The following is a 24,140-nucleotide window of genomic DNA, read 5'->3' as shown; positions in this document are numbered from 1 at the left end:
TCTCTGAACAACTCCGATCAGCTGATTCCGAGCCGATTTTTTAACCTGTCCCACAGAGTTGGGTGGTCATCCTCTGACCCGACCAGTTGTTCCAGCCTTTGTTGGACCTTGCCATACAAGCTGTTTTCTGGGTAACGACCCTGGTCGTCAGCCTCTGCCAGCGGGATATCCGACACCAGCTCCAGGGCTTGCTCCACCTTGTCGACCTGATAGAGATGGAAGCGACCTTCCTCCACAGCTTGAATTACTTCTTTAGAGAGATTCAGCTGACGCGCGTTAGCTGTAGGCAGGATCACACCTTGATCTCCGGTGAGGCCACGGCTGTCACAAACCCGGAAAAACCCCTCCACCTTCTGATTGATGCCGCCAATGGCCTGCACATTGCCGAATTGATCCACGGCGCCGGTCAGGGCCAGGTTCTGGGCAATCGGGGCGTCGGTGATGGCGGAGATAAGCGCACAGTACTCCGCCAGGGAGGCGCTGTCGCCGTCGATGGTTTGATAGGACTGCTCAAACACGATGTTGGCATTGAGGTGCAGGGGCGCATCCCGGCCAAAGAGTCGATACAGACAGGCGGAGAGGATCATCATCCCCTTGGCGTGGATGTTGCCGCCAAGATCGGATTTGCGTTCCACGTCGGCCACCTCACCATCACCATAATGCACCGTGGTGGTGATGCGTGCCGGTTCGCCATAGCTGTGACCGCAGTAATCGACCACGGTCAGGCCGTTTACCTGGCCGACCATCTCGCCCTGGGTCTGCACCAGCACCATCTCCTCAAGAATGGACTCGTGAGAGCTCTCCTCGATGGCGTTGTGCATCTGGGTCTGGGCCAACAGCGCCTGTTCCACCTCTTCGGCGGTGACCTCTGCATGGCCGGCATTGTCCAGGCGCTTAAGCAGGCGGGTCATCTCGGCCCAGCTCAGGCTCAGCTTACCCTGGTGCTCCACCAGGCGGCTGGCATGACTGGCCAGTCGCTGCGCCGCCTCAAGGGAGAGGGGGCGACCGCACAGTTCACTGCACAGGGTGGCCACGGCACTGAGCCAACGGGGCAGGGCGCCTTCAACGCTGATGTCCAACTCTGGCTGGCATTCGCCATAGAGGCCAATCAGGTCGCCGAAGTCCTGGTCGAAGCCACAGAGGTTATCGTAATCGCCATTGGAGCCAATCAGTACCAGTTGGCAACGAACCTGATGTCTCTGGTTCTGCTCATCCAGGTAGTAACCTCGAGCCAGCGCCTGCCTCAGAGGCCACCAGTTGGCGGGACGTTCCAGCAGGAACTCCACCGGCAACAACAGCAAGCCCTCGAAATTGAGCAGGCCGGGTTTGGTTTGGTCACCGTAGAGGGCGGCACGGCTGAGGATGCGATCCACCAGTTTGGTTGGCCACTCGTCACCGTGATTGAGTTGGTCGATCAGCGCCAGGGGATCCAGGCCGGGTAGGGTGGCCAGATAGAGATGCTGGTCACTGCGTTGACACAGCGCCTGCCAACTGCTGACGACCCGGTCCTGGCCCAACAACAGTGGCGCATCAGGCTGCGGATGAAAGCCGGCGTCTGAGCCGAACTGAAGGGCCAGTTGTACTGCACTGAGCCGATAATGTTGCCGATTGACCAAGTGGCCGTTCTCCTAGGGGGAAAAGGGGCGACTATACCATAACTGTTAACCAAAACTGAGGGCCTTGCAGTACCTTTGGAACGTGATACTGTATATGCATACAGTTATTTGGTGAGCCCCGAAAATATGACACCCAAGGCCATGCCTCTGTTCGATACCCTGAGCCGGTTCGAGCACCCCAATCACAGTGTAAACCAGTACCTTGCACGGCTCATTCAGTCCGGCATCGACGACGCTGGACTCACCTATGAACACTGTTACGACTGGTTGCTGGAACAGCGCAGCATAGAGAACAATTTCAAGAGTCATCGCAGTGAACTGACCATCTTCCTGCACTGGCTGTGGCAGATAGAGCAGCGCTCCATCGTTCAGGTCGACCGGCAGGTGCTGTCCCGTTACCTGGAGTATTGCCGTCAGCCGCCCATGGAGCAGATTGGATTTTGCAATCTGCCTCAGTTCAGAGAAGCCCAGGGAGAGCGGATTCCCAACGACAAGTGGCGGCCGTTTTTGGGAAAGCTCAAAGATGGCGAGCCTTTGGCGTATCAACTGTCGCATTCGGCGATACGCACCAAGCTGGCGTTACTGTCGGCGTTTTTCAGTTATCTCATCGACGTGGATTTCCTGGACAGGAATCCGGCGGCCATCTTGCTCAGGGCCGGTCGTTACAAACTGAGCCAGCAGCATCAGCGAGCCGGCGAAGACGATGAACAGCTCAAGGCCTTCAGTGAACTGCAGTGGTCCTATGTGATGGAGTGTTGTGACCAAATGGCGGAATTCGAGCCACAGGTGCACGAGCGTACGCGCTTTCTGATTCATCTGATGTACAGCTGCTATCTGCGAATCTCAGAGGTGGCCGCCAGGCCGGGATACACGCCGGTGATGGGTCAGTTTCGCCGGGACAGGAAGACCGGCGTCTGGGGCTTTTTCGTGCCCATGAGCAAATCGGGCAAGTCCGGCACCGTGGCGGTGTCGGATCAGCTGCTGGCATCCTTGAAGCGTTATCGCAGCTTCCTGGGGCTCAGCGAACTGCCTGGACCGGATGAGCAGACGCCGCTGCTGATTCGTCACAAGGCCTCAGGCCGTGGTCGCGACGCCGGCGTTCGTCAGGCCAATCTGGGGATTCGTCAGCTGAGGGAGATCATCGATTCGGTGATTGCCCGGGCCGCCGACCTGGCGGAGACATACGGAATGAACCAGGACGCCGCCGAGATGCGGGCGCTGTCCAGCCACAGTCTGCGTCACACAGGCATCAGTCACGACATCAATTTGCACGGCCGGCCGTTGTCCCACGTGCAAGCGGACGCACGTCACGACAGCATCGACACCACCAGTCGTTATCTGCACACCAGCCGGGTCGAACGCCACGAGACAGCCGCGCGCAAACCCATGGACACCTTGGCCCGGTAAAGCCGATAACACTATTTATCGGCATAAACGACAGAGCAGCCAAGCGGCTGCTCTTTACTTATTGAATGTTAACCCCCTCAGTCGCAAGTAGTGGCGACCTTTGCAAGCCTTTTAGCGTCTCCAACACAAACTCAATTTCTTGAATCGCCTTTTTCCGTTCATCTTCAGAGCGTACGGCTCTGAGCTGCTTTTCTAGGGCCGCACGGGCACGGCGATCATTCGCGGCGAATTGCTTTTCATAGTGCTGAAAGTTCAGCTCATTGCCAGAGAATGACAAGCGGGCCACAGGAGTATGCAAGCGGCCATCGCGCCCAAAGTAGAAGCCGTCCCAATCTTTAGAGTCAGGGATCATCCGTGTGGCCATGTGCGCCATACGCAGCGCCATAGCCGGGGCTTTTCCGGAATGCCATCGGCGAACCGTCCAGGGTGAAACCCCAAAGAAGCGCCCAGCCGCGTCAAAATTTATCTTGCCGCGGTGCGTATGAAACCGTGACAAGAGAAATGAGCGGAACAACATTGCGCTGTCTTTAGAACTATTTTTCATAGTCAAAATCCGTCTTATGAGTTTGTGAAATAACAACCCGAACTCTTTAAACACCAAGAAAACACTGCAAAACAGTGGTTTGATGGCCGTTCGGGCTGGTACATCATTCAATGACCAGAGTTCCAGCCCAACCCTCTAAGTAGCAAAATGCCAATATGCGCACAATGTATATTATGGTAAATGCTATTTGAGAGTGGCTGAACCACCTCGTTAGCCAGGTCTTCGCTGATCAAACCATCATGGCCTCTATCTGGTCCGCCCCCTCTTTTGGAATCTTCCTTTACATGAAACTTTGGCAATCAACTTGATAATGCTCTGAAAACTCACGATGTTAGAAAGACCTACCCAGGGAGTCGCGGTGTGGTCTCCGTCGTTAAAGGAATGAATAACAGATGAGCTCAAGCCCTAGTCGTGGCGGGTTAACCCGAGTCTTGGATGGCATCGAAACCGTCGGCAACAAACTGCCCGACCCGGCGATGCTGTTTCTAATTTTGATGGTGCTGGTGTGGGCGGTCTCTGCCGCACTGTCCAGCGTAAGCTTTACCGAAATCGATCCCCGCAGCGGCTCTGCCGTGGTGATCACCAACCTGCTTACCGCCGAAGCCCTGACCGCATTCCTCACCAACCTGGTGGGCACCTTCACCGCATTCGCCCCTTTAGGCGTTGTGCTGGTGTCCATGCTGGGTGTGGGCGTGGCGGAGCACTCGGGCTTTATTAATACCGCACTTAAGAAGATGCTTAAGGTGACGCCGGCAAAGCTGATCACTCCTGCTGTGGCCTTAGTCGGCATCGTTTCTCACACCGCCACCGATGCCGGTTACGTGGTGGTCATCCCGCTGGCCGGGGTGATCTTCTACGCCATGGGTCGCCACCCCATCGCCGGGATCATGGCGGCCTTCGCCGGAGTCTCCGGCGGCTTTTGCGCCAACTTCATCCCCTCGGCCATCGATCCTTTGCTGCAATCCTTCACCGAAGCTGCGGCGCAGACCATAGATCCCAACATCAGCCTGAATCCCCTGAACAACTGGTTCTTTGCCGCTTCCTCGACCATCCCCATTATCCTGATCATCTGGTACCTGACCGATAAGGTGATGGAACCTCGTCTGCTGAAGTCGACGCCACTGAATGACGACATCGAAGCGCCTGAGATGGACGGCATCACCGCCCAGGAGAACCGTGCCTTTCGCTGGGCCAACGTGTCCATGCTGATTGCCATGGCACTGGTGGCGTTGGCCGCCTTTCCTGAAGACTCCACTTTGCGCGATGCCAACGGCTCGCTGGCCAGCTTCAGTGCTCCGTTGATGAAGTCCATCGTCCCCCTCATCTTCATCTTCTTTGTCATTCCCGGTGTGGTGTTTGGCTACCTCAATGGCCAGTTTCACCGCTCTGCTGATGTCATCAAGGCGATGACCAAGTCCATGGAAGGCATGGGCGCCTACATCGTCATGGCGTTTTTCTGTGCCCAGTTCATTGCCGCGTTTTCGGCGTCCAACCTCGGGGTGCTGATTGCGGTAAAAGGTGCGGCCTTCCTGGAAGCCCTGGGCATGCCTGCAACCGTCACCATTGTCGGACTGGTGATCCTGGTGGGCTTTGTGAACCTGTTTATGGGCAGCGCGTCCGCCAAATGGGCGCTCATCGGGCCGGTGCTGGTACCCATGTTGATGCAGCTGAACATCTCACCGGACCTGTCCCAGGCGGCCTATCGCATCGGGGATTCCTCCACCAACATCATTACCCCGCTGATGCCCTACTTCCCCCTGGTGGTGGTCTACTGCCAGAAATATGTGAAGAGTACCGGCATCGGCACCCTGATTGCGGCCATGCTGCCCTACTCTATCGCTCTATTGGTTTGCTGGACGCTGTGGCTGTTGCTGTATTGGAGCTTCGGCCTGCCTTTGGGGCTGAACGCCAGCTACAGCTATGGGCTTTAAACTCAGTAACTGAAAGCGACAGCCCGGTGGTGAATATCACCGGGCTGGTTTCTTTGGAAAACCTGTCTTTGCAAAGATGCCGGTGTCCCGTCGGTAGGTGGTGGACAGCTAAAAGTGTCCGCCGCGGACACTTCGGACACAACGGACATCACCGCCCTGCCCTGCAGATTCCCAAAAAACTATACATTTCATAGGTATAGTGCCAACTTGGTGTGTTGGCACAGCTCCTGCAAACATCACAGTCATTCATACATCGGTTACAAACGGACACTGTGATGATTCAGGATACCTCAGGACAAGATGTCTCCCGCCAGAGCAAGCCTAAGCGCCGCTGGCTGGCGCCGGCTTTAGGGCTTTGCCTGGTGCTGGTGAGCAGCGGCTATCTCTGGGCCAGCTATGGCCAGGGTCAGCAGAGCGTGCGTGGCAGCCGGCTTCAGATGGCGACGGTTGAGCGGGGCGACATGGTCCGCGAAATTTCTGCCCGGGGTCGCATCGTCGCCGCCAACGCACCGGTGATCTACAGCCCCTCTGCCGGGCGCATCTCTTTAAAAGTACAACCTGGTCAGCTGGTGGAAACCGGCCAGTTGCTGGCTGTGGTCGACAGCCCTGAGCTGGAGTCGGAGCTGTCCCAGGAGCAGGCAGTGGAAGCCAGCCTGGCTCTGGATCTGCAGCGCCGGCAACTGGACGCCCGCCGCAAGGAGCTGGAGCTGAAGCGTCGCCTGGATCAAGCCAAGGTCAAGCTGGTGGCCGCCGAGCGGGAAAAGCGCCGGGCCGACAAGGCCGCCGAAACCTCCCTCATCAGCGACATCGACCATCAGAAAGCCCAGGACGAGTTTGCCAGCGCCAAGATCGCCTTTTATCACGCCGAACAGGAGATAGCCCTGGCACGGGACACCCTGAAGTTCGAGCAGCAGGCTGCCGAAGTTGAGCTCAAGCGTCAAAACCTCAAGGTCGCCGAACTGAGCCGTCAGGTGGATGCCCTCTCCCTGCTCTCTCCCCTGTCCGGCCTGGTGGGCAATACCCTGGTCGAGGAGCGCGAGCAGGTGGCAGACAACCAGGCGCTGCTGTCCGTGGTGAGTCTGACCGACTACCAGGCGGAGCTCGAAGTACCGGAGAGTTACGCCGACGAACTGGGGCTGACCATGCCGGTGGCGCTGTCCGTGGGCGGTCAGGCACTCAAGGGTGAGATCGCCGGGATCTCCCCGGAGATTGTGGCCAACCAGGTAAAGGTGCGCGTCAGCTTTGACGGCGTTGACCTGAGGCTGCGCCAAAACCAGAGACTGACTGCGCGGATACTGCTGGAGTCTCTGGAAGACGTGCTGATGGTGCGCCGCGGCGCCTTCGTTCAATCCGGTCATGGCCGTATCGCCTATCGAGTCGACGGGCAACTGGCCCACAAAACCCCCCTTTCATTGGGCGCCACCAGCCTGACCCACGTCGAAGTGGTCGACGGACTCAGCGTTGGCGACCAGATCATCATTTCCGATCTCTCAGGGCTGCTGCAAAGCAGCGAGATCATCATCAAGTAAAGGAGTGCCTCATGCTGCACATGGACAACATTGGCAAGGTGTTTCGCACCGATCTTATTGAAACCCACGCCCTGAGAGGCTTTCACCTGGAGGTGAAAGAGGGAGAGTTTGTGGCGGTGACTGGCCCTTCCGGCTCAGGCAAAACCACCTTCCTGAACATCGCCGGCCTGCTGGAGAGCGCCAGCAGCGGCCGTTACTACCTGGATGGTGAGGAGATCAGCATGCTCACCGACCGTGAGCGCTCGCAGCTGCGCAACGAGAAGATCGGTTTTATCTTCCAGGGCTACAACCTGCTGCCGGACCTGAATCTGTTCGACAACGTGGACGTGCCGTTGCGCTATCGCGGATTTAACGCCGCCGAGCGTAAGCGCCGCATCGAGCAAGCCCTGGAGCAGGTCGGCCTGGCCGCCAGGATGAAACACCTGCCCTCTCAGCTGTCCGGCGGACAGCAGCAGCGGGTGGCCATCGCCCGAGCCCTGGCCGGTGAGCCTCGCATCCTGCTGGCCGATGAACCCACGGGTAACCTGGACTCCATGATGGCGCGCCAGGTAATGGAACTGCTGCGCGACATCAACCGCAACGGTACCACCATCATCATGGTGACCCACGACGCCGAACAGGCCGCCCAATCACAACGAAATATCCACATTGTCGATGGTCAGGTGTGCGATCTGGCGATGCTCAATCGTCGCCGGGCCCCGCAGGCAGCCGCGGCCCAGGCCTGAGGAGAACACCATGCTCGCATATTACCTGAAGCTGGCCTGGCTCAGCCTGAAACAGAGCCCGGTGATCAGCGCCCTGATGGTGCTGGCCATCGCCATCGGCATTGGCACCGCAGGCACCAGCCTGACGGTGCACTACACCATGAGCCACAACCCCATGGCCCATAAGGATGACAACCTATATGCCCTGCAGTTGAAGAGTCATGGCGATGGTCATGACACCGATAAAGACGATGGCCTCTACTATCAGATCACCTACCAGGATGCGGTTAACCTGAGTCAGCAGGACGGACCGGTGCGCCAGTCGCCGATGATTCGTACCGGTTTTACCGTCAAGCCGGCCAAGGCCGATGCCTACCCCTTCATCGCCGATGGCCGGGCTGCCACCCGCGACTTCTTCCCCATGTTTGACGTGAATTTTCTCCATGGCACTGCCTGGAGTGTCGAGCAAGACGAACTGGCTTCTCCGGTTACCGTCATCAGCCAGAGCCTCAACGATAAGCTGTTTGGGGGGGGCAACAACGTCGGCAAGACCATAGACGCCAACGGCAAGAGCTACACAGTCGTCGGCATTGTTGAAGATTACCGACCTCAGCCGCTGTTTTACGACGTCAACAACGGTGCCTTCCACATGCATGAGGAGATGTTCATCCCCTTCAGCCTGTTGCCGGTCCATGAAGTGGAAGCCTGGGGGAACACCAATGGCTGGAAGCAGGAGGAGATCAACAGCTACGCAGACAGGCTGACCTCAGAGCAGTACTGGATTCAGTACTGGGTCGAGCTCGAAGGCACCGAGCATAAGGCGACCTACCTGCAGCAGCTGGCAGCCTACGTCGAGCAGCAGCAAACCCTGGGCCGGTTCCCCTCCGAGTCCGCCATTGCCAGCCTTCGCAGCGTCAGCCAGTGGCTGGAGTACAACGAGGTGGTCAGCGAAGACAACCGCATCTTGCTGGCGCTCTCCTTCTTGTTCCTGCTGGTGTGTCTGGTAAACATGGTTGGCCTGTTGCTGGCCAAGTTCCTGCGCCGGGCCAATCATGCAGGCATTCGCCGGGCATTGGGCGCCAGTCAGGGGCAGATCCTGGCACAGCATATGATGGAAGTGATGGTGATAGGTGTGCTGGGAGGTCTGCTGGGCAGCCTGTTCTCCCTGCTGGGATTGGCCGGACTCAGGCAGCTCTATCCAGGTTATGACCAGCTGGCGCGGATGGATTTCACCATTCTGATGGCCCTGATCACCCTGTCCACCATCGCGGCACTGCTGGCCGGGCTGTTTCCCGCCTGGCGAATCGGCCGCACCAACCCAGCCACCTACCTTAAGAGCCAGTAGGAGATCATCATGTTCGAGATAAAACCCATCTTCTCTGCCCTACTGCGCAGCAAAAGCGGCCCCCTGCTTATCATTTTGCAGCTGGCCCTGACCCTGGCGGTGGTAGCCAACGCCGGCCACATCATTCAGGAGCGCTTGGAACTGATGGCCAGGGATACGGGGATCGCCGAATCCGAGCTTATCGGCTTTACCGTGTCCGAGATGCACATGGACAAGGACTTTATCAGCCAGCGCCGCCAGGATGAGCAGGCCCTTCGCGCCATTCCCGGTGTGATTGATGCCTCGGCCAGTAACCAGATCCCTCTGACCAACAGTGGCAGCTCCACCACCATCAGCTCCAGTCTGGAGGAGAACGGAGTCGACCTGAATATCGGTTACTTCCAGGGCAACGAGCATCTGTTTACCACTCTGGGATTGACCCTGGTAGAGGGCCGGGCCTTCACCGCCAACGACATCATGACCGATTTCAAGCTGGGGGCCCTGCCGACCCAGGTGATGCTGAGCCGTTATGCGGCCGAGCTTTACTTTCCTGGCGAGAGTGCCGTAGGCAAGCAGGTGTATCTGCGCGATACCCCCATCGAGGTGATTGGGGTGTATGACCGGTTGCAGACTCCCTGGGCTCAGCGCAGCCACACCTATGCCAGTGCCCTTATCCCTATGGAGAACGCCTCTTTCTTCGCCCGTTACCTGGTGCGCGCCGAGGCGGGACAGAGAGACGCGGTCCTTAAGCAGATTGAACAGACCTTGTTGAAGGTGGACCCGGATCGGGTGATCAGTGGCCTGCGCACCTTTGACCAGATTCGGGAGCGGGCCTATCGCAACGACAACGCCATGGCCAAAATGTTGGGGGTGGTCATTATGCTGCTGCTGGTGGTTACCGCATTGGGCGTGGTGGGGCTGGCCAGCTACAGTGTGGGTCAACGGCGTAAGCAGATTGGTACCCGCCGCGCCCTGGGCGCCACCCGTACCGCCATCGTCCGCCATTTTCTGACGGAGAACCTGATGATCTGTCTGGCGGGCGTCTTCCTTGGCAGCCTGGGGGCCTTGGCCCTCAGCCAATATCTGATGAACCACTATGAGCTGACCCGGCTGCCACTGTTCTACCTGTGGACCACCATGGTAGGCCTGGTGGTACTGAGCCAGCTGGCCGCGGCAGCACCGGCCCTGCGGGCCGCCAGGATCTCACCGGCTCTGGCCACCCGGTCAGTCTAGGACAGAGTACTGGATACTATGTTAAAAATCCGTAACCTATGGGTAACCCATCAAGGAGAAGTGTGGTCATGGACAGGATTCTAATCATCGACGATAACCCGGCAATCGGAGAGGCGCTCTCCCTGTTGCTGGAGCTCGATGGTCACAGTCCGCTGTGCTGCAGCTCTCCTGACGAGGCGTTGGAGGTGTTGGAGCAGGAGGAGATCGCCCTGGTGATTCAGGACATGAACTTCAGCACCGACACCACCTCTGGGGAGGAGGGGCGCGCCCTCTTCCACCAACTCCAGGAAAAGCAGCCCGGACTGCCGATCATTCTGCTTACCGCCTGGACGGATCTGGCCATGGCGGTAGAGCTGGTCAAAGCCGGCGCGGCAGATTACCTGGGCAAACCCTGGGATGACCAGAAACTGCGCCTGACCGTGACTAACTTGCTGGAGCTGTCCCGTCTGCGCAGGCAGGAGCTCGCACGCCACTACCAGCAGGCCAACCAACTTAATCTGCTGTCGAATTTCAACTTATGCGGCATGCAGGTGCACAGCCCGGCCATGGTCTCCCTGCTGGAAACCGCCACCCGGGTGGCCCCGTCAGATCTGCCGGTGTTGATCACCGGCCCCAACGGCGCCGGCAAAGAGCGAATCGCCGACATCCTTCACGCCAATTCCCCGTTGAGAGACAAACCGTTTATCAAGGTGAATGTGGGCGCCCTGCCCTCAGAATTGATGGAAGCGGAACTCTTCGGGGCGGAGGCCGGCGCCTATACCGGTGCCAGCAAGACCCGTGTTGGCCGCTTTGAAGCCGCCGATGGCGGCACCCTGTTTCTGGATGAGTTGGGCAATCTGCCCCTGTCCGGCCAGGTAAAACTGCTGAGGGTCCTGCAAACCGGCGAGTTTGAGCGATTGGGCAGTCATCAAACCCGCAAAGTTCGGGTACGAGTGATCAGCGCCACCAACGCCGATCTGCCCGCGGCCATCGCCGCCGGAGAGTTTCGTGAGGATCTCTACTATCGGCTGAATGTGGTGCAGCTTGCCCTGCCGCCCCTGGCGGAGCGTCCCGAAGAGATCCTGCCGCTGGCCCAGCATTTCCTGGGCGATAACGCCCAGTTGCAGGAGGATGCCAGACGCGCCCTGCTGGCCCACCCCTGGCCGGGCAACGTTCGCGAACTGGAAAACGCCATCTCCCGGGCCAGCCTGCTGAGCCAAGGTGGCCAGATTACTGCGGCCGATTTAGCCCTGGAGGCCCCACCTCCTGTTGTGGCCACCTCTCCCACCGAGCTGGACAGCAGCGCCATTACCCAGGCGCTGGCCCGTCATGGCGGCGTCATCGCCCGGGCCGCAAGGGCTCTGGGGGTGTCGCGCCAACAGCTCTACCGCCGCATGGAGAAACTGGGGATGCAACGTTGAGCCTGAGAGTACTGCTGGTGCTGATGTCGCTGCTGGCGTCACTGCTGGCCGCGGCCGGTGCCATAGCATTACAACGGTTTTTGCCAAACTTTGGCCCCATGCCAGACTGGGTGCAACTGCTGGTGCTGGTCAGCCTGCTGTTCGTTCCCCTGGCGACCCTGTTCTTTTATCTGACCCGGCCACTGCGCCAAGGGCTGGCATCTCTGGAAGCTGGCGTACTCAACTTTTCCGATTCTGACTTCAGTGCGTCACTGCCGGTGCGAGGCTCGCCTGAAATCAAGGCGCTGTCAGTGCATTACAACCAGATGGCAGTCAAATTGCGACAGGAGCGCTACACCCTGCATCAACGGGAGCTGATCCTCGATAAGGTGATTCAAAACTCACCGGTGATGGTGCTGCTCACGGATCAGGAGCGGCGGGTGATTCTGGCGAACAGGGATACCGAGCGCTTTTTTGGTCAGAGTCAGTTAGAGGGGCTGTCTCTCGATAGCCTGTTGCGGGACCAGCCCGAGGCGGTGAGCGCTATGTTCACTGCTCAACAGGACGGTCTGTATCAACTGAAGCTGACCGAGGGAAGCAGTGACACCTATCACCTGGTGCAGGGACGATTCCAGTTGCACAACCGGCCCCACCGGCTGATTCTCATCCGCTGCCTGACCCGGGAACTGGCCCGGCAGGAAGCGGCTGCCTGGAAGAAGGTGATCCGGGTGATCAGTCACGAACTCAACAACAGCCTCGCCCCCATCAGCTCCATGAGTCACAGCGGTCGCGCACTGCTGGATGAACAAAGCGATCCCAGGTTACAGCGGGTGTTCAACACCATCGAAGAGCGCTGCAGCAGTCTGAACCGCTTCATTCAAGGCTACGCCACCTTTGCCAAGTTGCCGGCCCCTCGTCCTGAATCTGTCACCTGGCCAGAGTTTGTCCATGGGCTCTCTGCCCAGTATGGGTTCAAGCTGGATGGGGTATTGCCAGAAAAACCCGGTTGGTTTGACCCCAGCCAGGTGGAACGGGTACTGGTGAATCTTCTGAAGAACGCCTCGGAGAGCGGCAGTGAGTCGGATGAGATCACCCTGTCGGTAATAGCCGACGACGTTGGTGTACAGATGGTGGTCAGGGACAGAGGCAGTGGCATGAACCCGGCGGTGCTGGATCAGGCGTTGCTGCCGTTTTACTCCACCAAACATCAGGGAACCGGCCTGGGGCTGGCCCTGTGTAGGGAGATTGCCGAAGCCCACGGCGGACAGATTCAGCTGCAAAACCGCCAGGACGGCGGGCTAAAGGCGGCGATCTGGCTGCCCGGGCAACCAGGTTAACCGCCCAAGGGGATTCACCTGGTTGCCAAAAACGCAACATGGGGAGCTGATCAGCTCGCCCTGCTTTCCACAAACATCTGCTTGTAGGACTTGGTCTGCAGCGCATCGTCTGTCAGGCCAAACTGTTGCGCCAAGGCTTCAAGCTGAGAGCGGTAGACTGGCAGCTTAGATTCGTCATCGGTCATGATGGCAAACTCAGCAAAATCACCGATGCCCTCCAGGGAATCCACGGTGATGTGGAACTCTTCGACAAAATAGATGCTGCGGGTCTTCTGCGCTTTCAGTACCACTTCGAAACCCATGGTGTCCAACATGCTCAATGCATTGGAAAAGTCGGCAATGTTCGTGGCTTCACACCTGTCTGGCTCAGGCCCCTTGACTATCCACAGCTGAATATTGGATGGCTCGACGGTGCGAATGCACAGGCTTTTGTTTTCCGCGTGCAGAGACCCGTCGGGACGATCGAAATACCAGTCCGTCTCAACGTTGTCCTGATGCATGACTTCATGGGGGATCTGGCTCAGGGTGTTCAAGAAGTCTGACTTCGAGTGAAGGCGGTACTTCAGCTCGACTTCATATCTCCCTTGGAAGTGGTCACTGGTCATGCTGGGGGTCCAATCGAAATGCCAATGCTAACACGGGCCAGACGGGCAAACTGTGAATCAAGACTTCAAACCCCTTCGGCCAGGCCAAAATCTGCCTCAGACAGGTGAAACTCAACCGTTTAATGGCCAGATAAGGAGCAGCATCGGCAAGGATACCGCCAGCACCAGCAGCTCCATGGGCAAGCCAAGTCGCCAGTAGTCGCCGAAGCGAAAGCCCCCGGGGCCCAGTATCAAGGTATTGTTTTGATGGCCAATAGGCGTGAGGAACGAGCATGAGGCTCCGACGGCGACCGCCATCAGGAAGGTGTCCGCATTGACGCCAAGCTGGGTGGCCAGACTCACCGCTATCGGGCACATCAGCGCCGCCGTGGCGGCATTATTCATAAAATCCGACAGGGTCATGGTTAGCAGGATCACCAGCGCCAGAATCACCTCGGGGTGCTGGAGATCAAACAAGCCGAGGCTGGATTGGGCGATCCAATGGGCGGTTCCCGTGCTCGACATGGCGCCGGCCACCGGCATCATCGCCCCAAGCAGTACGATGACGGGCCAGTCTACGGCATTGTACAGCTGACTGAGGGGAATGATGCCCGTTAGCAAGAACACCAGCACACCAAGCACAAAGGCACTGGCCGAGGCCAGAATGCCCGCGCCGCTGAGCAGCAGGACACCGGCAAGTATCAGCAGCGCCAGCATGGCTTTGCCGGTGTCGTTCAGGGCCAGATTCCTCTGGGCCAGGGGCAGGCAGCCATAGCCACTGGCAAAGGTCGCCTGAGAGTCTCTGTCCCCCTGGAGCAGCAGCAGGTCCCCTGCCCTGAAAGGCGTTGTCTTCAGGCGATGGATGGTGTGCTGACCCTGTCTGGAGATCGCCATCAGGGTCAGGCCGAAGCGGTTGCTGAGGCCAATATCCCTGGCAGAGCGTCCAAGGAGAACGGAGTTGGGCATGACCACATACTCTTGAAAGGTGGTTTCGATGTCTCTTTCTTCCTCCGCCATGGGTTGAATCTCTGACTCCTCCCGCTCTGATGACGGCAGCTCCAGCTTCAGCAGTGCCAGGGCGCTGCTGAGATCTTTCGGCTCCAGCTCAAGCAACAGGGTGTCACCTTGGGCCACCTTGCGCCAGGGCAGTGCCGGGCTCAGCCTCAGGTTGCCCCGATGCAGTGCTACCACCTGACCCTCGATCCCCTCCTGTTCGAGCGTCGTTTCCAGCGCTGCCAGAGACTGGCCTATGGAGGGGCTCTGTTCACTGACAATGGCTTCAGTGAGGTAACTGCCACTTTCGAAATCGCTCCCCAGTTTGGCCTTACGCTTTGGCACCAGGCGCCACCCCAGTAGAACCACGAAGGCAACACCGGCCAAGGCGACGGCTAAGCCAACAGGGGCAAAATCAAACAGCTGAAAGTGGCTCTGGCCGTTATCGGCCCGAAACCCTGAAACAATCAAGTTCGGTGGCGTGCCAATCAGGGTAATCATGCCACCCAGGACGGTGCAAAAGGAGAGAGGCATCAGCAGTTGGCCCGGCGCCATCTCCGCCCGATTGGCCACAGAGATGGCTAATGGCATCAGCAGAGCCATGGCTCCGACGTTATTCATAAAGGCAGAGAGGAAGGCGCCAACAAGGCAGAGTATGGTCAGAGACAGCAAAGGCCCGGCCTGTTTGGGCAATATTCTGTCCGCCAGAAGGTTAAGAACGCCGCTGGACTGCAAGCCGGCACTGATGATGAGCACTGCGGCCACCGTGATGACTGCGGGGTGGGAGAATCCGGAAAAGGCCTGAGCTTCCGGGATCAGGTCCAACAGGACGCAGGTCATCAAGGCGATCAGGGCTATCACATCATGACGCCAACGGCTGAAGAAAAACAGCAGGATGGTGCCGGCGAGAACCGCAGTAACCAACAGATGCTCGGACATACAGCCCTTCCCCGTTTTAAGAACATGGCTTCAGTATGGCCGTTGCCCGAGTAAGGGCAAATTGGACAAGGTAACTATCTCTTTTACCGGTTTGCATGCTCAATTGGAAAAAATCTTGTGAGGAATCCTGTTCAGTCGCTTTTGGATTGCCTATGAAAGTGTCACCGGCCTGCGATAATTACCTCTGCACATGTTTGAATAAACGGGCTAGGCAAACACCCACTCAACTGGCCAATTATTGCCCTAATCATCCATGCGTTAGCTTAGAATTTATTCGATGAGCTAAAGTCGGCCTTTAAACAATGGTTGCATATTATTTTTACCCTCTTCAAAAACACATCTATTCGGGCTGATCGCTGCATGGGCTGTGAGACATTGACCATTCCAAAAAGTCATCCTCGAGTGTAAATTGTCAATGCCTTTCAGTCGGTTGGCACTAGACCTGGTGGCGACTGAAGTCGTGATATCAGTTTACCGATGGACAGGTTATTTGGGCGGTTTAGGCGTAATCGCCCTGTCTTTGGCAGCGGGGGATGTAACAGTCATTGTGTTTTCTTCCGTTGTCGTAACTGAAGTGAATATAAGAAAAGGAATGCCCCAATGTCTAAACGAATTATAGCTCTTGCTGCATGCTCTCTGCTTTTTGCTGGTTGTGCCAGCGTCCCGATGGAAAACTCAGAGCTGTCAAACAAGGCGAAAGAGTTTTCGGCGCCTTCTGAAGGCAAAGCAGGCCTCTATGTATTCCGTTCCGGTGCATTTGGTGCCGCGCTGAAGAAAGATGTCTGGGTGGATGGAGAGTGTATGGGTGAGACAGCTCCAAACATGTTCTTCTTTAAGGAGATCGACGGAAATAAGGAGCATAAGGTCTCTACCGAGTCTGAGTTCTCTCCCAATGACTTGATGATTGAAACTGAAAGCGGCAAAAACTACTTCGTTCGCCAGTACATCAAGATGGGAGTATTTGTCGGCGGTGCCGGCGTTGAGCTGGTTGATGAGGAAACAGGTAAGAAAGAAGTAGCTCCGCTTAAACTTGCAAAGCAAGGCAAGTGCAGTAAAAAGTCTTAGATCCGTAAACTAAGTATCAGGGTGTCCGCGGAGGCTATTGCGGACACTCTAGTCAAAGCGAGTTGTTGTTCGCGAATCTTACCTTAGTCATTGTATGCGACTGGCAGAATTATGCAGGAAAGAGCAGCGACTGTAGCAGTGAGTACATCTACAGGCATAAACGTTAAGCTGTAATTCTCCCAAAACAGTCATGGCATTTAAATATCCTACCTTGCCTCTTAGCCCAAACTGATCATCTAATCCTTTGATCCATATCGTTTTGTGATACGTGTTGAGGTGCTACTTTTAAACGTGTTGCACACAGGAGTGTGCCTGAAAATCAAGGACGGTTTATGAGGCAATGTTCAAAATGCCAGAGGCCAATCCCCTCTCACTATGGCCGCTGTACCCACTGCCACCCTCCTACTCTCGGCGATCGTTTGTTGGCATCAAGACGGGTTCACTACCCCGGCCTGCTGGCCGTCGTCTGCATCGGCATGGTGATTCTGTACTGGCTTCCAGCTTAGGCCTGATCGGGGCGGGTTTTACTGGTCTGCTTCAGCAGATAGAGACAGATCAGGATGATGGCTGAAAATCCCAGCACGCCCCCCAGGCGCCAGGTGGGTAGTGGCGATCCAATAAAGGCGATATAGAGGGCAATGCCCACCCCCATCAGCGCCTCGCCGGTGATCAGCCCCGAAGCCAACAAGACCCCTCGGTTGTTGTCATACTGGCCACTTTCGCCCTGTTGTTGTTTGGCGACCGCGGCTGCCAACAGACCACCGACGAAGATGGGGACCGACAGCCCCAGAGGCAAATAGATCCCCACGGCGACTGCCAGGACCGGGAATCGGAATCTGGCGCCACGCCTCTCCTGATACAGATCCAGGGCGATGAGCACCACCGCCAGAGCGAACCCCATATAGATGAAGTTCCACTCGATCCCCTGGCCGAAGATGCCCTGGGCCAAGGCCATCATCAGCCCGGCCTGGGGGGCGGCAAGAACCCGATCCTCTGAGCCGCCCTCGAGGGGACGACCGATGCCGTAGCCCGCATCCAGCACGCTGAGTATCAAAGGGATCACCAGGGCCGCCGCCACGACCCCGACGACCTGGAACAGTTGCTGACGCCAGGGGGTGGCCCCCACAAGATGACCACACTTCAGATCCTGCATGTTGTCCCCGGCAATGGCGGCGGCCGAGCAGATAAGGGCCGCCAGATAGATCACTGCAATGGGCCCAAGCATGGCGCCGGGTCCCTCTTTGCCGACGATATTCACCAGAATCAGCGCAGAGGTGATCACCGTAGCTATGGTGACCCCGGAGATGGGGTTGTTGGAACTGCCCACCAGCCCGGCCATGTAACCGGCTACCGAGGCAAACAGGAAGCCGAGCACCAGCATCAGCACTGTCATCAGTGCCGCCACCATCAGCTTGTGTTCGTAGTCGGTCATGGCGATGTAGAAGATGGAGTAAAGAGGAATGATGGCAGCGACCACCACCAGCAGCACTATGGAGAACGGCGTGTCCGCTTCTGTCCTGGGAAATGCCTGGTCTATGGTGGTGCGACTATGGCGATAGGCCTTGAGTGAAGCGCGAATGCCGCGGGTAAGGGGTTTTGCCAGCGCGACCAGAGACCAGAGGCCGCCGACCATCATGGCGCCGACGCCAATATAGCGACACTTTTGCCAGGCAGCAGCGGCGATGCTGCGCCACTGCTGGTCAGTTATCTGCTCGACGGTCAGTGCCTGGCTCAGGCCGGCTGAGAGCAATACCGCTTCCTTGTTCAATAGCCAGTTCAGTGGGACTCCGATGAGGGTACCGATAACCCCGCCGAGAAACACCAATACCGCGATGTTGATGCCGACGATGTAGCCCACGCCAATCAGCGCCGGACTCAGGGTGATGCCGCCACTGAACAGGTAGCTGCCCCCAAGCCAGTGACGGACCATGCCAATGCCGCCGGCAAACAGACCGAATCCAGACTCCAACAGCTTGTAGATGGCGCCCAGGGTGCCCGCCTGGGCCAGAAGCTTGATGCCTGAAGTGGGCAGATCCGGTTGTTGTGTCGGCTTATCTTTGTCGGTAGCCACCCCACCGGTCTTCAACACCTCGGCGGTGGCCAGCCCCTCCGGGTAACTGAGTCTGGCCTCGACAATCAGCGCCCGCCTTAATGGGATGGTAAAGGCAACGCCCAGAATGCCGCCGACGATGGCGATGGACACCATGGGCCAGTAGAGGTAACCGTGCCAGGCCTGCATCATCACCAGCGCCGGGATGGTGAAGATGATGCCTGCCACCAACGACTCCCCGGCAGACGCCGAGGTTTGGACCATGTTGTTTTCCAGGATGTTGGAGCGGCGAAACAGGCGCAGGATGCCCAAAGAAGCCGCTGCGGCAGGAATGGAGGCGGAGACCGTCATCCCCACCAGCAGGCCGATGTAGGCATTGGCCGCGGCCAGTAACACAGACAACAGCATGCCCAACACCAGGGCTTTGAAGGTGATCTCATCCAGTTGCTGCTGCGGACCGACAATGGGAGGCGGAAGCGGTTGATTCATGGGTGCTCATCCAGACTCTTCCCTTATTCCAAGCTAGCAGACTGTGGTCAAAACGCACTAAGGCTGCTTGAGTTTACGCAGAAGCAGGCCATTGGTGGTGCCCTGGATCAACAGACTGAACAACACCACACCGAACACCATGGACTGTATGGTCCACCAGTAGGGCAACTCGGTCGGCAGTGACAGCACCAGGGCGATGGCAATGGCCCCCCTGAGCCCGCCCCACACCAGCAGTCCCTGCCAGGCCAGGCTCAGGGGCTGAACTGGTTTCAACAACAGGGCGCAGCCGGCGACCGCCACCAGGCGGCCGGTCAGGGCGGCAACGATGGCAATGGCCATCGCCAGCCAGCGCTCGCTGAACATCTCCAGGGTGATCACCAGCCCCATGATGACAAACAGCAGCGACATGAAGGTCAGCCCCAACCAGCTCCAACCCAGCATAATGGACTCAAGGCTGACGTTGGTTGTTTCCTTAAGCCGCCACCTAAGCACCAGGGCACTGGCCATCACCGCCAGAATACCGGACAGGTGCAGCCCATGTTCGGCCAGATAGAAACTGGAAAAAGCCAGGGTTACCATGATCAACATGGTGACGTCGGGACGGCCCAGGAAACCGCAGACTATGGCTGCCAGCCAACCAAGCAGCGCGCCCAGTGCCAGGCCTCCGAAAAACACCTTTAGGAAGGTGACAAGATCGGAGACGGCAACACTGCCTCCACCCCGCAAGGCAAACCCCAGCAGCAGGCTGAACAGCACCACGGCGCTGGCGTCGTTAAACAGACTCTCACCCTCAAACAGGGTGGTCAGGGCCTCCGGCGCTCGCTGACTCTTCAACTGACTAATCACTGCGACCGGGTCGGTGGCGGCCAATATGGCCCCGGTCAGCAGCGCAGCCAGCCAGGGAAACCCCTGAGGATGGCCTAACCCCCAATAGGTCAAAGCACCAATGATCAACATGTTGATGACCATGCCCAGAGTCGCCAAGGTCAGCACCGGAGCCAGCCATTGCCTCAGTTGCTCAGGTTTCAGGTGCCAGGCCGCTTCGAAGATCAATACCGGCAGTACGATAAAGAACACCAGATCCTTGAGGTTATGCGCTCTTATACCGGTATCCAGAGAGAAGACGCCCAGCCCCTGGCCGGCAACGAAGCCCACCAGCAGACACGCCAGAGTCGACTCCAATCTGAACGCTTTGGCAACGACCAGCCCCGCCAGTGCCAGGGTAACCAGGGACAGCACCTGTCCCAAGGTGGTCAGCATCGGCGTCTCCTGTTTACCTGAATGTCATCCTCTTAAGTTAGTCGAATTACCTGTTGTGCCTAAGGTTGCAACCAGTGCAACGGCCCGGCAACATGGCATAAATCGCGCTAATCCGATCCCTCTTTTGTTTCATTTCCAAGGGCTTTCGTCCTTTGTCACAATCCTTCGCCCTACCCTGATTCATTAACCACCGGGAGTGTCGCGGGTGACTGAAATGCAATTGATTCTGGTGCTGTGGTTGGTTGGTGTGCTCACCGAAGCGATCACCGGTGCCCTGGCAGCGGGCCGCAACCGCATGGACCTGTTCGGTGTGGTGATGGTGGCTTGTGTCACCGCCATCGGTGGCGGCACGGTTAGGGATGTCCTGCTTGGGGGTTATCCGCTGATCTGGGTGGCCCAGCCCCAATATCTGGTGGCCATTGCGATAACCGCGCTGTTGACCGTGGCCTGTGCCCCGGTAATGCGCTACCTGACCCGGTTGTTTCTGACTCTGGATGCCTTGGGACTGGCGGTGTTCTCCATCATCGGCGTCCAGAAAGCCCTGTCGCTCGGCCACACGCCGGTGATCGCCATCGCCTCCGGCCTGATAACCGGTATCTTTGGTGGAATTCTTCGGGATCTGTTCTGCCAGAGGGTACCTCTGGTGTTTCAGAAAGAGCTCTACGCACTGGTGTCCCTGACCACCGCCGCCCTGTATATGGGCCTGACCCTGGCAGACCTGTCCGAGTGGGTGAAGTTGGCCGTCTGCCTGCCTCTGGGATTTAGCCTGCGACTTCTGGCCATCCGTTTTCACTGGTCGGTGCCCACCTTCGATTACCAGGAGCAGACTGCGCATTAGGGCGTGCTGACATTTGCCAAATGTTTTTGCGCCGGCATCCAGCCGCTCACGCCTTGGGGTGGACATTGTGCCCAAGATGAGCACGGCCTAAGAAAGGCGCCATGTGGCGCCTTTTTTAATCCACCACCAGGGAGAGGTGGATGCGATCCTTGTTCCACAGCTCGATGATCTTTCTGGTCTTCGCTTGATTCCAGTAGCATTTGCCGAACAGGATGATGCCGGCCCCCTCCAACTGTTCGCGCTCCTCAATGCCAAAACGTTGCAGCAGCTGGTCCCGGTAACGGCGAATGGGGATGCCCACGTCCTGGCAGCCTGCAGGGTTCAGCCACTGCATCTCTTTGTCCGAATGAGACAGCGTCCCCCAGAACATCTTGGGCCTGGCCTCTTTGGCGCTGTCGGCAGCCTTCGCCTCGGAAAAGGGCACAAACAGGTTTTTGGCCTTGAACTGATACCCCTTATCCAGCTCGATAAGGGCATCACTGCTGCCCAGGTCACTGTCTCTGAGCAGGCTGTGCAACGCCTTGGTCAGGGTTAAGGGCTTAGGCTTGCCTGCCTTGGCTGTGGTTGACGAGGCCCTGGTGTTGCCGGTGCTCGCCGGTTTATCAGCCTTGCCTTTGGGGGACTCCTCAAAGCTGAACGGGGTGACCGCTTGGTCCAGCAGTCGATCCACCTCCTTGGCGTCCTTCTCCTCTTTTTCCCGCTGTGCAGTGCGCCGCTCCAGGGTGCATTCCTGGGTGTGGTAGCGGGAACCAAAGCAGGCGGAACGACCATGACTGCTGGCTTTGCGGTAAAACGCAGGTTGATGACACTCAGGACAAAACAGTTTTTGCCGCTTGGACTCCCGCTCCTCAACGCTGAGCGCCTCAAAGCTGATGATGGAGTAAAGGTGCTGCTGTTCACCCTCTCTCCAGATTGCATCAAACATGATTTGGGCCGATATCTCTCTGAACAATGACCCTTTATATCACAGCCTCGACGACTCTTTGTGCTTGAGATGTCTATGATGATGGCTCAGATGAGGCAGTCCATAAGCAGACAGGGGACTGTTCCATAAGGGCAACATTCGCTAAGTTGAAGTTCTGTTCAGATTGCCGGAGTCACTATGCAGACCGCCATCTCGATTCTGGTGTTCGCCATGATGTTGGTGGTGGGCAGTGGCCTGGTGACTGAACGGCAAGATCTCAAGATGCGGACGGGGAAAACGGCGGCTTTGGTGGGCGCGCAACTGTTGCTGCCTCTGTTGGTGCTGCTCATTGGCGGCCTGATGGGAATGGCCGAGCCCTTGCTGCTTGCCCTGGTGGTTATCGCCTTGTGCCCAGGTGGCACTGTATCGAACTTCTACACCCACCTGGCCAAAGGCGCGGTGCTGCTGTCCGTGACCCTGACGACGCTGTCGGGCCTGTTGTTCGTGGCACTGGCCATCCTGGCTTCCCTTGTGCTCTCCCCCATCGACTCGGCTCTGGCGTTCACCGCCACAGGGCAACTGCTGTTTTTTCTGTTGGCTCCCCTGCTGTTGGGCGTCGCCGCCGCGAGACAATACCCTGCCTGGGCCGGCAAAGTCAGGCCCTATCTGGAGTTTGCCATCGGCATTGGTCTGATTGTGGTCGTGGCCAAACTGATCATCGACCATCATGGGTTGGCCCGGGACTGGGGTGTTCAGATGTGGCTGGGCTGTACCCTGTTCACCTTGGGCGCTATGGGGCTTGGCAAGCTGACCGCTGTGACGGCCGGCTTGAACCGGGACGAGAGCGTGGCGGTGGTGGTGGAATTTCCCTGTCGAAACCTGGCTTTGGCCACCTATCTGGCGCTGATTCTGGGACTGGCTCAGGAGGTGGTACTGATGACGGCCATCTGCTTTTGCACCCAGTTGCCCCTGCTTGGCGCCTACGTGGCGTCGAAACGGCGCTTGATAAGCTAGGTCGCGCCTCTGAGTGTTTGCGAGGGCAGTTCGCCAAAGTGACGACGGTACTCACCGGCAAAACGTCCCAGCTCCAGAAACCCCCAATTCATGGCGATGGCGGCTACGCTTCCCTGCCCTGTCAGCAGCTCCCCTCTGGCGCCGTTGAGCCTGACCAGCTTTAGGTAGTGGTTGGGGGAAACCCCGATACTGTCTCGAAACCCATACTCCAGGCTGCGCTCACTCATGCCGGCTATCTGGCACAGCCTCGCCATATCAGGTAACTCCCTGGCGTACTCTTCCAGATAGGCCATCACCCTTCGGGCCCCCTCAATACGGCGTGCCGGGGAGCGAACCAGACTGGCCGGTTGGCATCGCCCCGCCAACACCTTTACCAGTGCTTCCACCCCCTGATGCTGAAGCGACTCGGAAGGCTGGTCCAACAGCTGACGCAGCTCAATGGCAAATTGGGCCAGCTCTGAGGGCCGGCAAGCCTGAAGCCCCAGGTTCAGACTAAGATCCTCCGCCTCGACGCCCAGTCTGGGCACAGCGCTTTGCAGGAACACTTCCCTGTCCAGGGCAATGCACAGGTAATCCAGCCTCTCTTGAAAGCTAATGTCCCATTGGCCACCCACTGCCTGAACCAGTTGAGGGCCCTGACGGGTCTGACCACAGAAACGAAACTCACCGGAGTGAGGCAGAATGACGGCAAAAGGCAGCCTCTGTTCACCGGGCTGCGCCTCAATTCTGGCGCTGATGGAGAGGGTCTCGCGAAAGATCTGGACCCCACGACCGTTGCTTTCCAAGTATCCGGCCTGAAGTCGCCCGGGCTTGAGCTGTTGATACTGTCTGCGCTTGCCGGCCTGAAACCGGGCCAGCTCGGAAAACTCCGAGGTGATCAACTGTCTCCTGCCGCTTTGCGGAATCTGCATACTCTGTCCCACCCGCTGCTGATAACGTTTCATTAACAGTCCCTGGTGACTATTTACCGGTGAAGTGTCGCAGACTGTCAATCACCCAA

The 24,140-nt window shown here is 57.9% G+C and carries 19 protein-coding genes; 11 read left to right on the top strand and 8 right to left on the bottom strand.

Going from position 1 to position 24,140, the window contains the following annotated elements:
* Window positions 1-17 precede the first annotated feature (17 nt).
* Window positions 18-1,616 carry a S16 family serine protease gene (locus QUE41_RS10750; protein ID WP_286342868.1) on the bottom strand — a complete coding sequence of 533 codons (1,599 nt, stop codon included), beginning with the start codon at window positions 1,614-1,616 and terminating at the stop codon, window positions 18-20.
* Window positions 1,617-1,742: 126 nt separating this feature from the next.
* On the opposite strand from QUE41_RS10750, the gene QUE41_RS10745 reads away from it, so the two are divergent.
* Window positions 1,743-3,023, top strand: a complete 1,281-nt coding sequence (locus QUE41_RS10745; protein ID WP_286342867.1) for a tyrosine-type recombinase/integrase — start codon at window positions 1,743-1,745, stop codon at window positions 3,021-3,023.
* Window positions 3,024-3,081: 58 nt separating this feature from the next.
* On the opposite strand, the gene QUE41_RS10740 is transcribed toward QUE41_RS10745, so the two are convergent.
* Window positions 3,082-3,567 (bottom strand): hypothetical protein, encoded by a 486-nt coding sequence (locus tag QUE41_RS10740; protein WP_286342866.1) that lies wholly within the window; start codon window positions 3,565-3,567, stop codon window positions 3,082-3,084.
* A 392-nt stretch (window positions 3,568-3,959) separates the two neighbouring features.
* Between QUE41_RS10740 and QUE41_RS10735 the strand changes: the two genes are divergently transcribed.
* From QUE41_RS10735 to QUE41_RS10705, 7 genes are all read left to right on the top strand, one after another.
* Entirely contained in the window at window positions 3,960-5,498 is a 1,539-nt protein-coding gene (locus QUE41_RS10735) for an AbgT family transporter (protein WP_286342865.1), read from the top strand.
* A 275-nt stretch (window positions 5,499-5,773) separates the two neighbouring features.
* Window positions 5,774-7,027: an efflux RND transporter periplasmic adaptor subunit gene (locus tag QUE41_RS10730; protein WP_286342864.1), complete on the top strand. Its 1,254-nt coding sequence runs from the start codon at window positions 5,774-5,776 to the stop codon at window positions 7,025-7,027.
* A gap of 11 nt (window positions 7,028-7,038) precedes the next feature.
* Entirely contained in the window at window positions 7,039-7,752 is a 714-nt protein-coding gene (locus QUE41_RS10725) for an ABC transporter ATP-binding protein (RefSeq protein WP_286342863.1), read from the top strand.
* Between the two features lie 10 nt (window positions 7,753-7,762).
* A complete protein-coding gene (locus QUE41_RS10720; RefSeq protein ID WP_286342862.1) occupies window positions 7,763-9,076 on the top strand; it encodes an ABC transporter permease in 1,314 nt (437 codons plus the stop codon).
* A gap of 9 nt (window positions 9,077-9,085) precedes the next feature.
* Window positions 9,086-10,288: an ABC transporter permease gene (locus QUE41_RS10715; RefSeq protein ID WP_286342861.1), complete on the top strand. Its 1,203-nt coding sequence runs from the start codon at window positions 9,086-9,088 to the stop codon at window positions 10,286-10,288.
* Window positions 10,289-10,356: 68 nt separating this feature from the next.
* A complete protein-coding gene (locus QUE41_RS10710) occupies window positions 10,357-11,688 on the top strand; it encodes a sigma-54-dependent transcriptional regulator (protein WP_286342860.1) in 1,332 nt (443 codons plus the stop codon).
* Entirely contained in the window at window positions 11,685-13,004 is a 1,320-nt protein-coding gene (locus QUE41_RS10705; RefSeq protein ID WP_286342859.1) for a sensor histidine kinase, read from the top strand. Before QUE41_RS10710 ends, QUE41_RS10705 begins: the two co-directional genes overlap by 4 nt.
* A gap of 50 nt (window positions 13,005-13,054) precedes the next feature.
* On the opposite strand, the gene cyaB is transcribed toward QUE41_RS10705, so the two are convergent.
* The gene (cyaB, locus tag QUE41_RS10700; protein WP_286342858.1) at window positions 13,055-13,609 is read right to left on the bottom strand and encodes a class IV adenylate cyclase; all 555 of its coding nucleotides are present in this window, start codon (window positions 13,607-13,609) and stop codon (window positions 13,055-13,057) included.
* Window positions 13,610-13,720: 111 nt separating this feature from the next.
* Entirely contained in the window at window positions 13,721-15,520 is a 1,800-nt protein-coding gene (locus QUE41_RS10695; protein ID WP_286342857.1) for an SLC13 family permease, read from the bottom strand.
* Between the two features lie 600 nt (window positions 15,521-16,120).
* Here QUE41_RS10695 and QUE41_RS10690 point away from each other — a divergent pair.
* The gene (locus tag QUE41_RS10690) at window positions 16,121-16,585 is read left to right on the top strand and encodes a DUF2846 domain-containing protein (protein ID WP_286342856.1); all 465 of its coding nucleotides are present in this window, start codon (window positions 16,121-16,123) and stop codon (window positions 16,583-16,585) included.
* 502 nt (window positions 16,586-17,087) lie between these two features.
* Here QUE41_RS10690 and QUE41_RS10685 read toward each other — a convergent pair.
* Window positions 17,088-19,124, bottom strand: a complete 2,037-nt coding sequence (locus QUE41_RS10685; protein ID WP_286342855.1) for an OPT family oligopeptide transporter — start codon at window positions 19,122-19,124, stop codon at window positions 17,088-17,090.
* A 57-nt stretch (window positions 19,125-19,181) separates the two neighbouring features.
* The gene (locus QUE41_RS10680; RefSeq protein ID WP_286342854.1) at window positions 19,182-20,384 is read right to left on the bottom strand and encodes a cation:proton antiporter; all 1,203 of its coding nucleotides are present in this window, start codon (window positions 20,382-20,384) and stop codon (window positions 19,182-19,184) included.
* A 205-nt stretch (window positions 20,385-20,589) separates the two neighbouring features.
* On the opposite strand from QUE41_RS10680, the gene QUE41_RS10675 reads away from it, so the two are divergent.
* Window positions 20,590-21,222, top strand: coding sequence for a trimeric intracellular cation channel family protein (locus tag QUE41_RS10675; RefSeq protein WP_286342853.1), 633 nt, complete (start codon window positions 20,590-20,592; stop codon window positions 21,220-21,222).
* Between the two features lie 115 nt (window positions 21,223-21,337).
* Here the strand turns inward: QUE41_RS10675 and QUE41_RS10670 are convergent, their stop codons facing one another.
* A complete protein-coding gene (locus tag QUE41_RS10670; RefSeq protein ID WP_286342852.1) occupies window positions 21,338-22,147 on the bottom strand; it encodes a hypothetical protein in 810 nt (269 codons plus the stop codon).
* A gap of 177 nt (window positions 22,148-22,324) precedes the next feature.
* Here QUE41_RS10670 and QUE41_RS10665 point away from each other — a divergent pair, with 177 nt between their 5' ends.
* Window positions 22,325-23,140, top strand: coding sequence for a hypothetical protein (locus QUE41_RS10665; protein ID WP_286342851.1), 816 nt, complete (start codon window positions 22,325-22,327; stop codon window positions 23,138-23,140).
* On the opposite strand, the gene QUE41_RS10660 is transcribed toward QUE41_RS10665, so the two are convergent.
* Complete coding sequence (locus QUE41_RS10660) at window positions 23,137-24,084, bottom strand: helix-turn-helix domain-containing protein (RefSeq protein WP_286342850.1); 948 nt, start codon at window positions 24,082-24,084, stop codon at window positions 23,137-23,139. The genes QUE41_RS10665 and QUE41_RS10660 overlap by 4 nt on opposite strands.
* Between the last annotated feature and the right edge of the window lie 56 nt (window positions 24,085-24,140).

It is taken from the genome of Ferrimonas sp. YFM (genome assembly GCF_030296015.1).
Lineage (GTDB): Bacteria > Pseudomonadota > Gammaproteobacteria > Enterobacterales > Shewanellaceae > Ferrimonas.
Note: the sequence above shows the minus strand (reverse complement) of the source record. Positions and strands in the feature narration are given on the sequence as shown.

Coding starts and splice junctions, on each gene's coding strand:
- QUE41_RS10745 (WP_286342867.1), top strand. CDS start 1,743: ATGACACCCAAGGCCATGCCTCTGTTCGATACCCTGAGCCGGTTCGAG.
- QUE41_RS10740 (WP_286342866.1), bottom strand. CDS start 3,567: ATGAAAAATAGTTCTAAAGACAGCGCAATGTTGTTCCGCTCATTTCTC.
- QUE41_RS10735 (WP_286342865.1), top strand. CDS start 3,960: ATGAGCTCAAGCCCTAGTCGTGGCGGGTTAACCCGAGTCTTGGATGGC.
- QUE41_RS10730 (WP_286342864.1), top strand. CDS start 5,774: ATGATTCAGGATACCTCAGGACAAGATGTCTCCCGCCAGAGCAAGCCT.
- QUE41_RS10725 (WP_286342863.1), top strand. CDS start 7,039: ATGCTGCACATGGACAACATTGGCAAGGTGTTTCGCACCGATCTTATT.
- QUE41_RS10720 (WP_286342862.1), top strand. CDS start 7,763: ATGCTCGCATATTACCTGAAGCTGGCCTGGCTCAGCCTGAAACAGAGC.
- QUE41_RS10715 (WP_286342861.1), top strand. CDS start 9,086: ATGTTCGAGATAAAACCCATCTTCTCTGCCCTACTGCGCAGCAAAAGC.
- QUE41_RS10710 (WP_286342860.1), top strand. CDS start 10,357: ATGGACAGGATTCTAATCATCGACGATAACCCGGCAATCGGAGAGGCG.
- cyaB (WP_286342858.1), bottom strand. CDS start 13,609: ATGACCAGTGACCACTTCCAAGGGAGATATGAAGTCGAGCTGAAGTAC.
- QUE41_RS10695 (WP_286342857.1), bottom strand. CDS start 15,520: ATGTCCGAGCATCTGTTGGTTACTGCGGTTCTCGCCGGCACCATCCTG.
- QUE41_RS10690 (WP_286342856.1), top strand. CDS start 16,121: ATGTCTAAACGAATTATAGCTCTTGCTGCATGCTCTCTGCTTTTTGCT.
- QUE41_RS10685 (WP_286342855.1), bottom strand. CDS start 19,124: ATGAATCAACCGCTTCCGCCTCCCATTGTCGGTCCGCAGCAGCAACTG.
- QUE41_RS10680 (WP_286342854.1), bottom strand. CDS start 20,384: ATGCTGACCACCTTGGGACAGGTGCTGTCCCTGGTTACCCTGGCACTG.
- QUE41_RS10670 (WP_286342852.1), bottom strand. CDS start 22,147: ATGTTTGATGCAATCTGGAGAGAGGGTGAACAGCAGCACCTTTACTCC.
- QUE41_RS10665 (WP_286342851.1), top strand. CDS start 22,325: ATGCAGACCGCCATCTCGATTCTGGTGTTCGCCATGATGTTGGTGGTG.
- QUE41_RS10660 (WP_286342850.1), bottom strand. CDS start 24,084: ATGAAACGTTATCAGCAGCGGGTGGGACAGAGTATGCAGATTCCGCAA.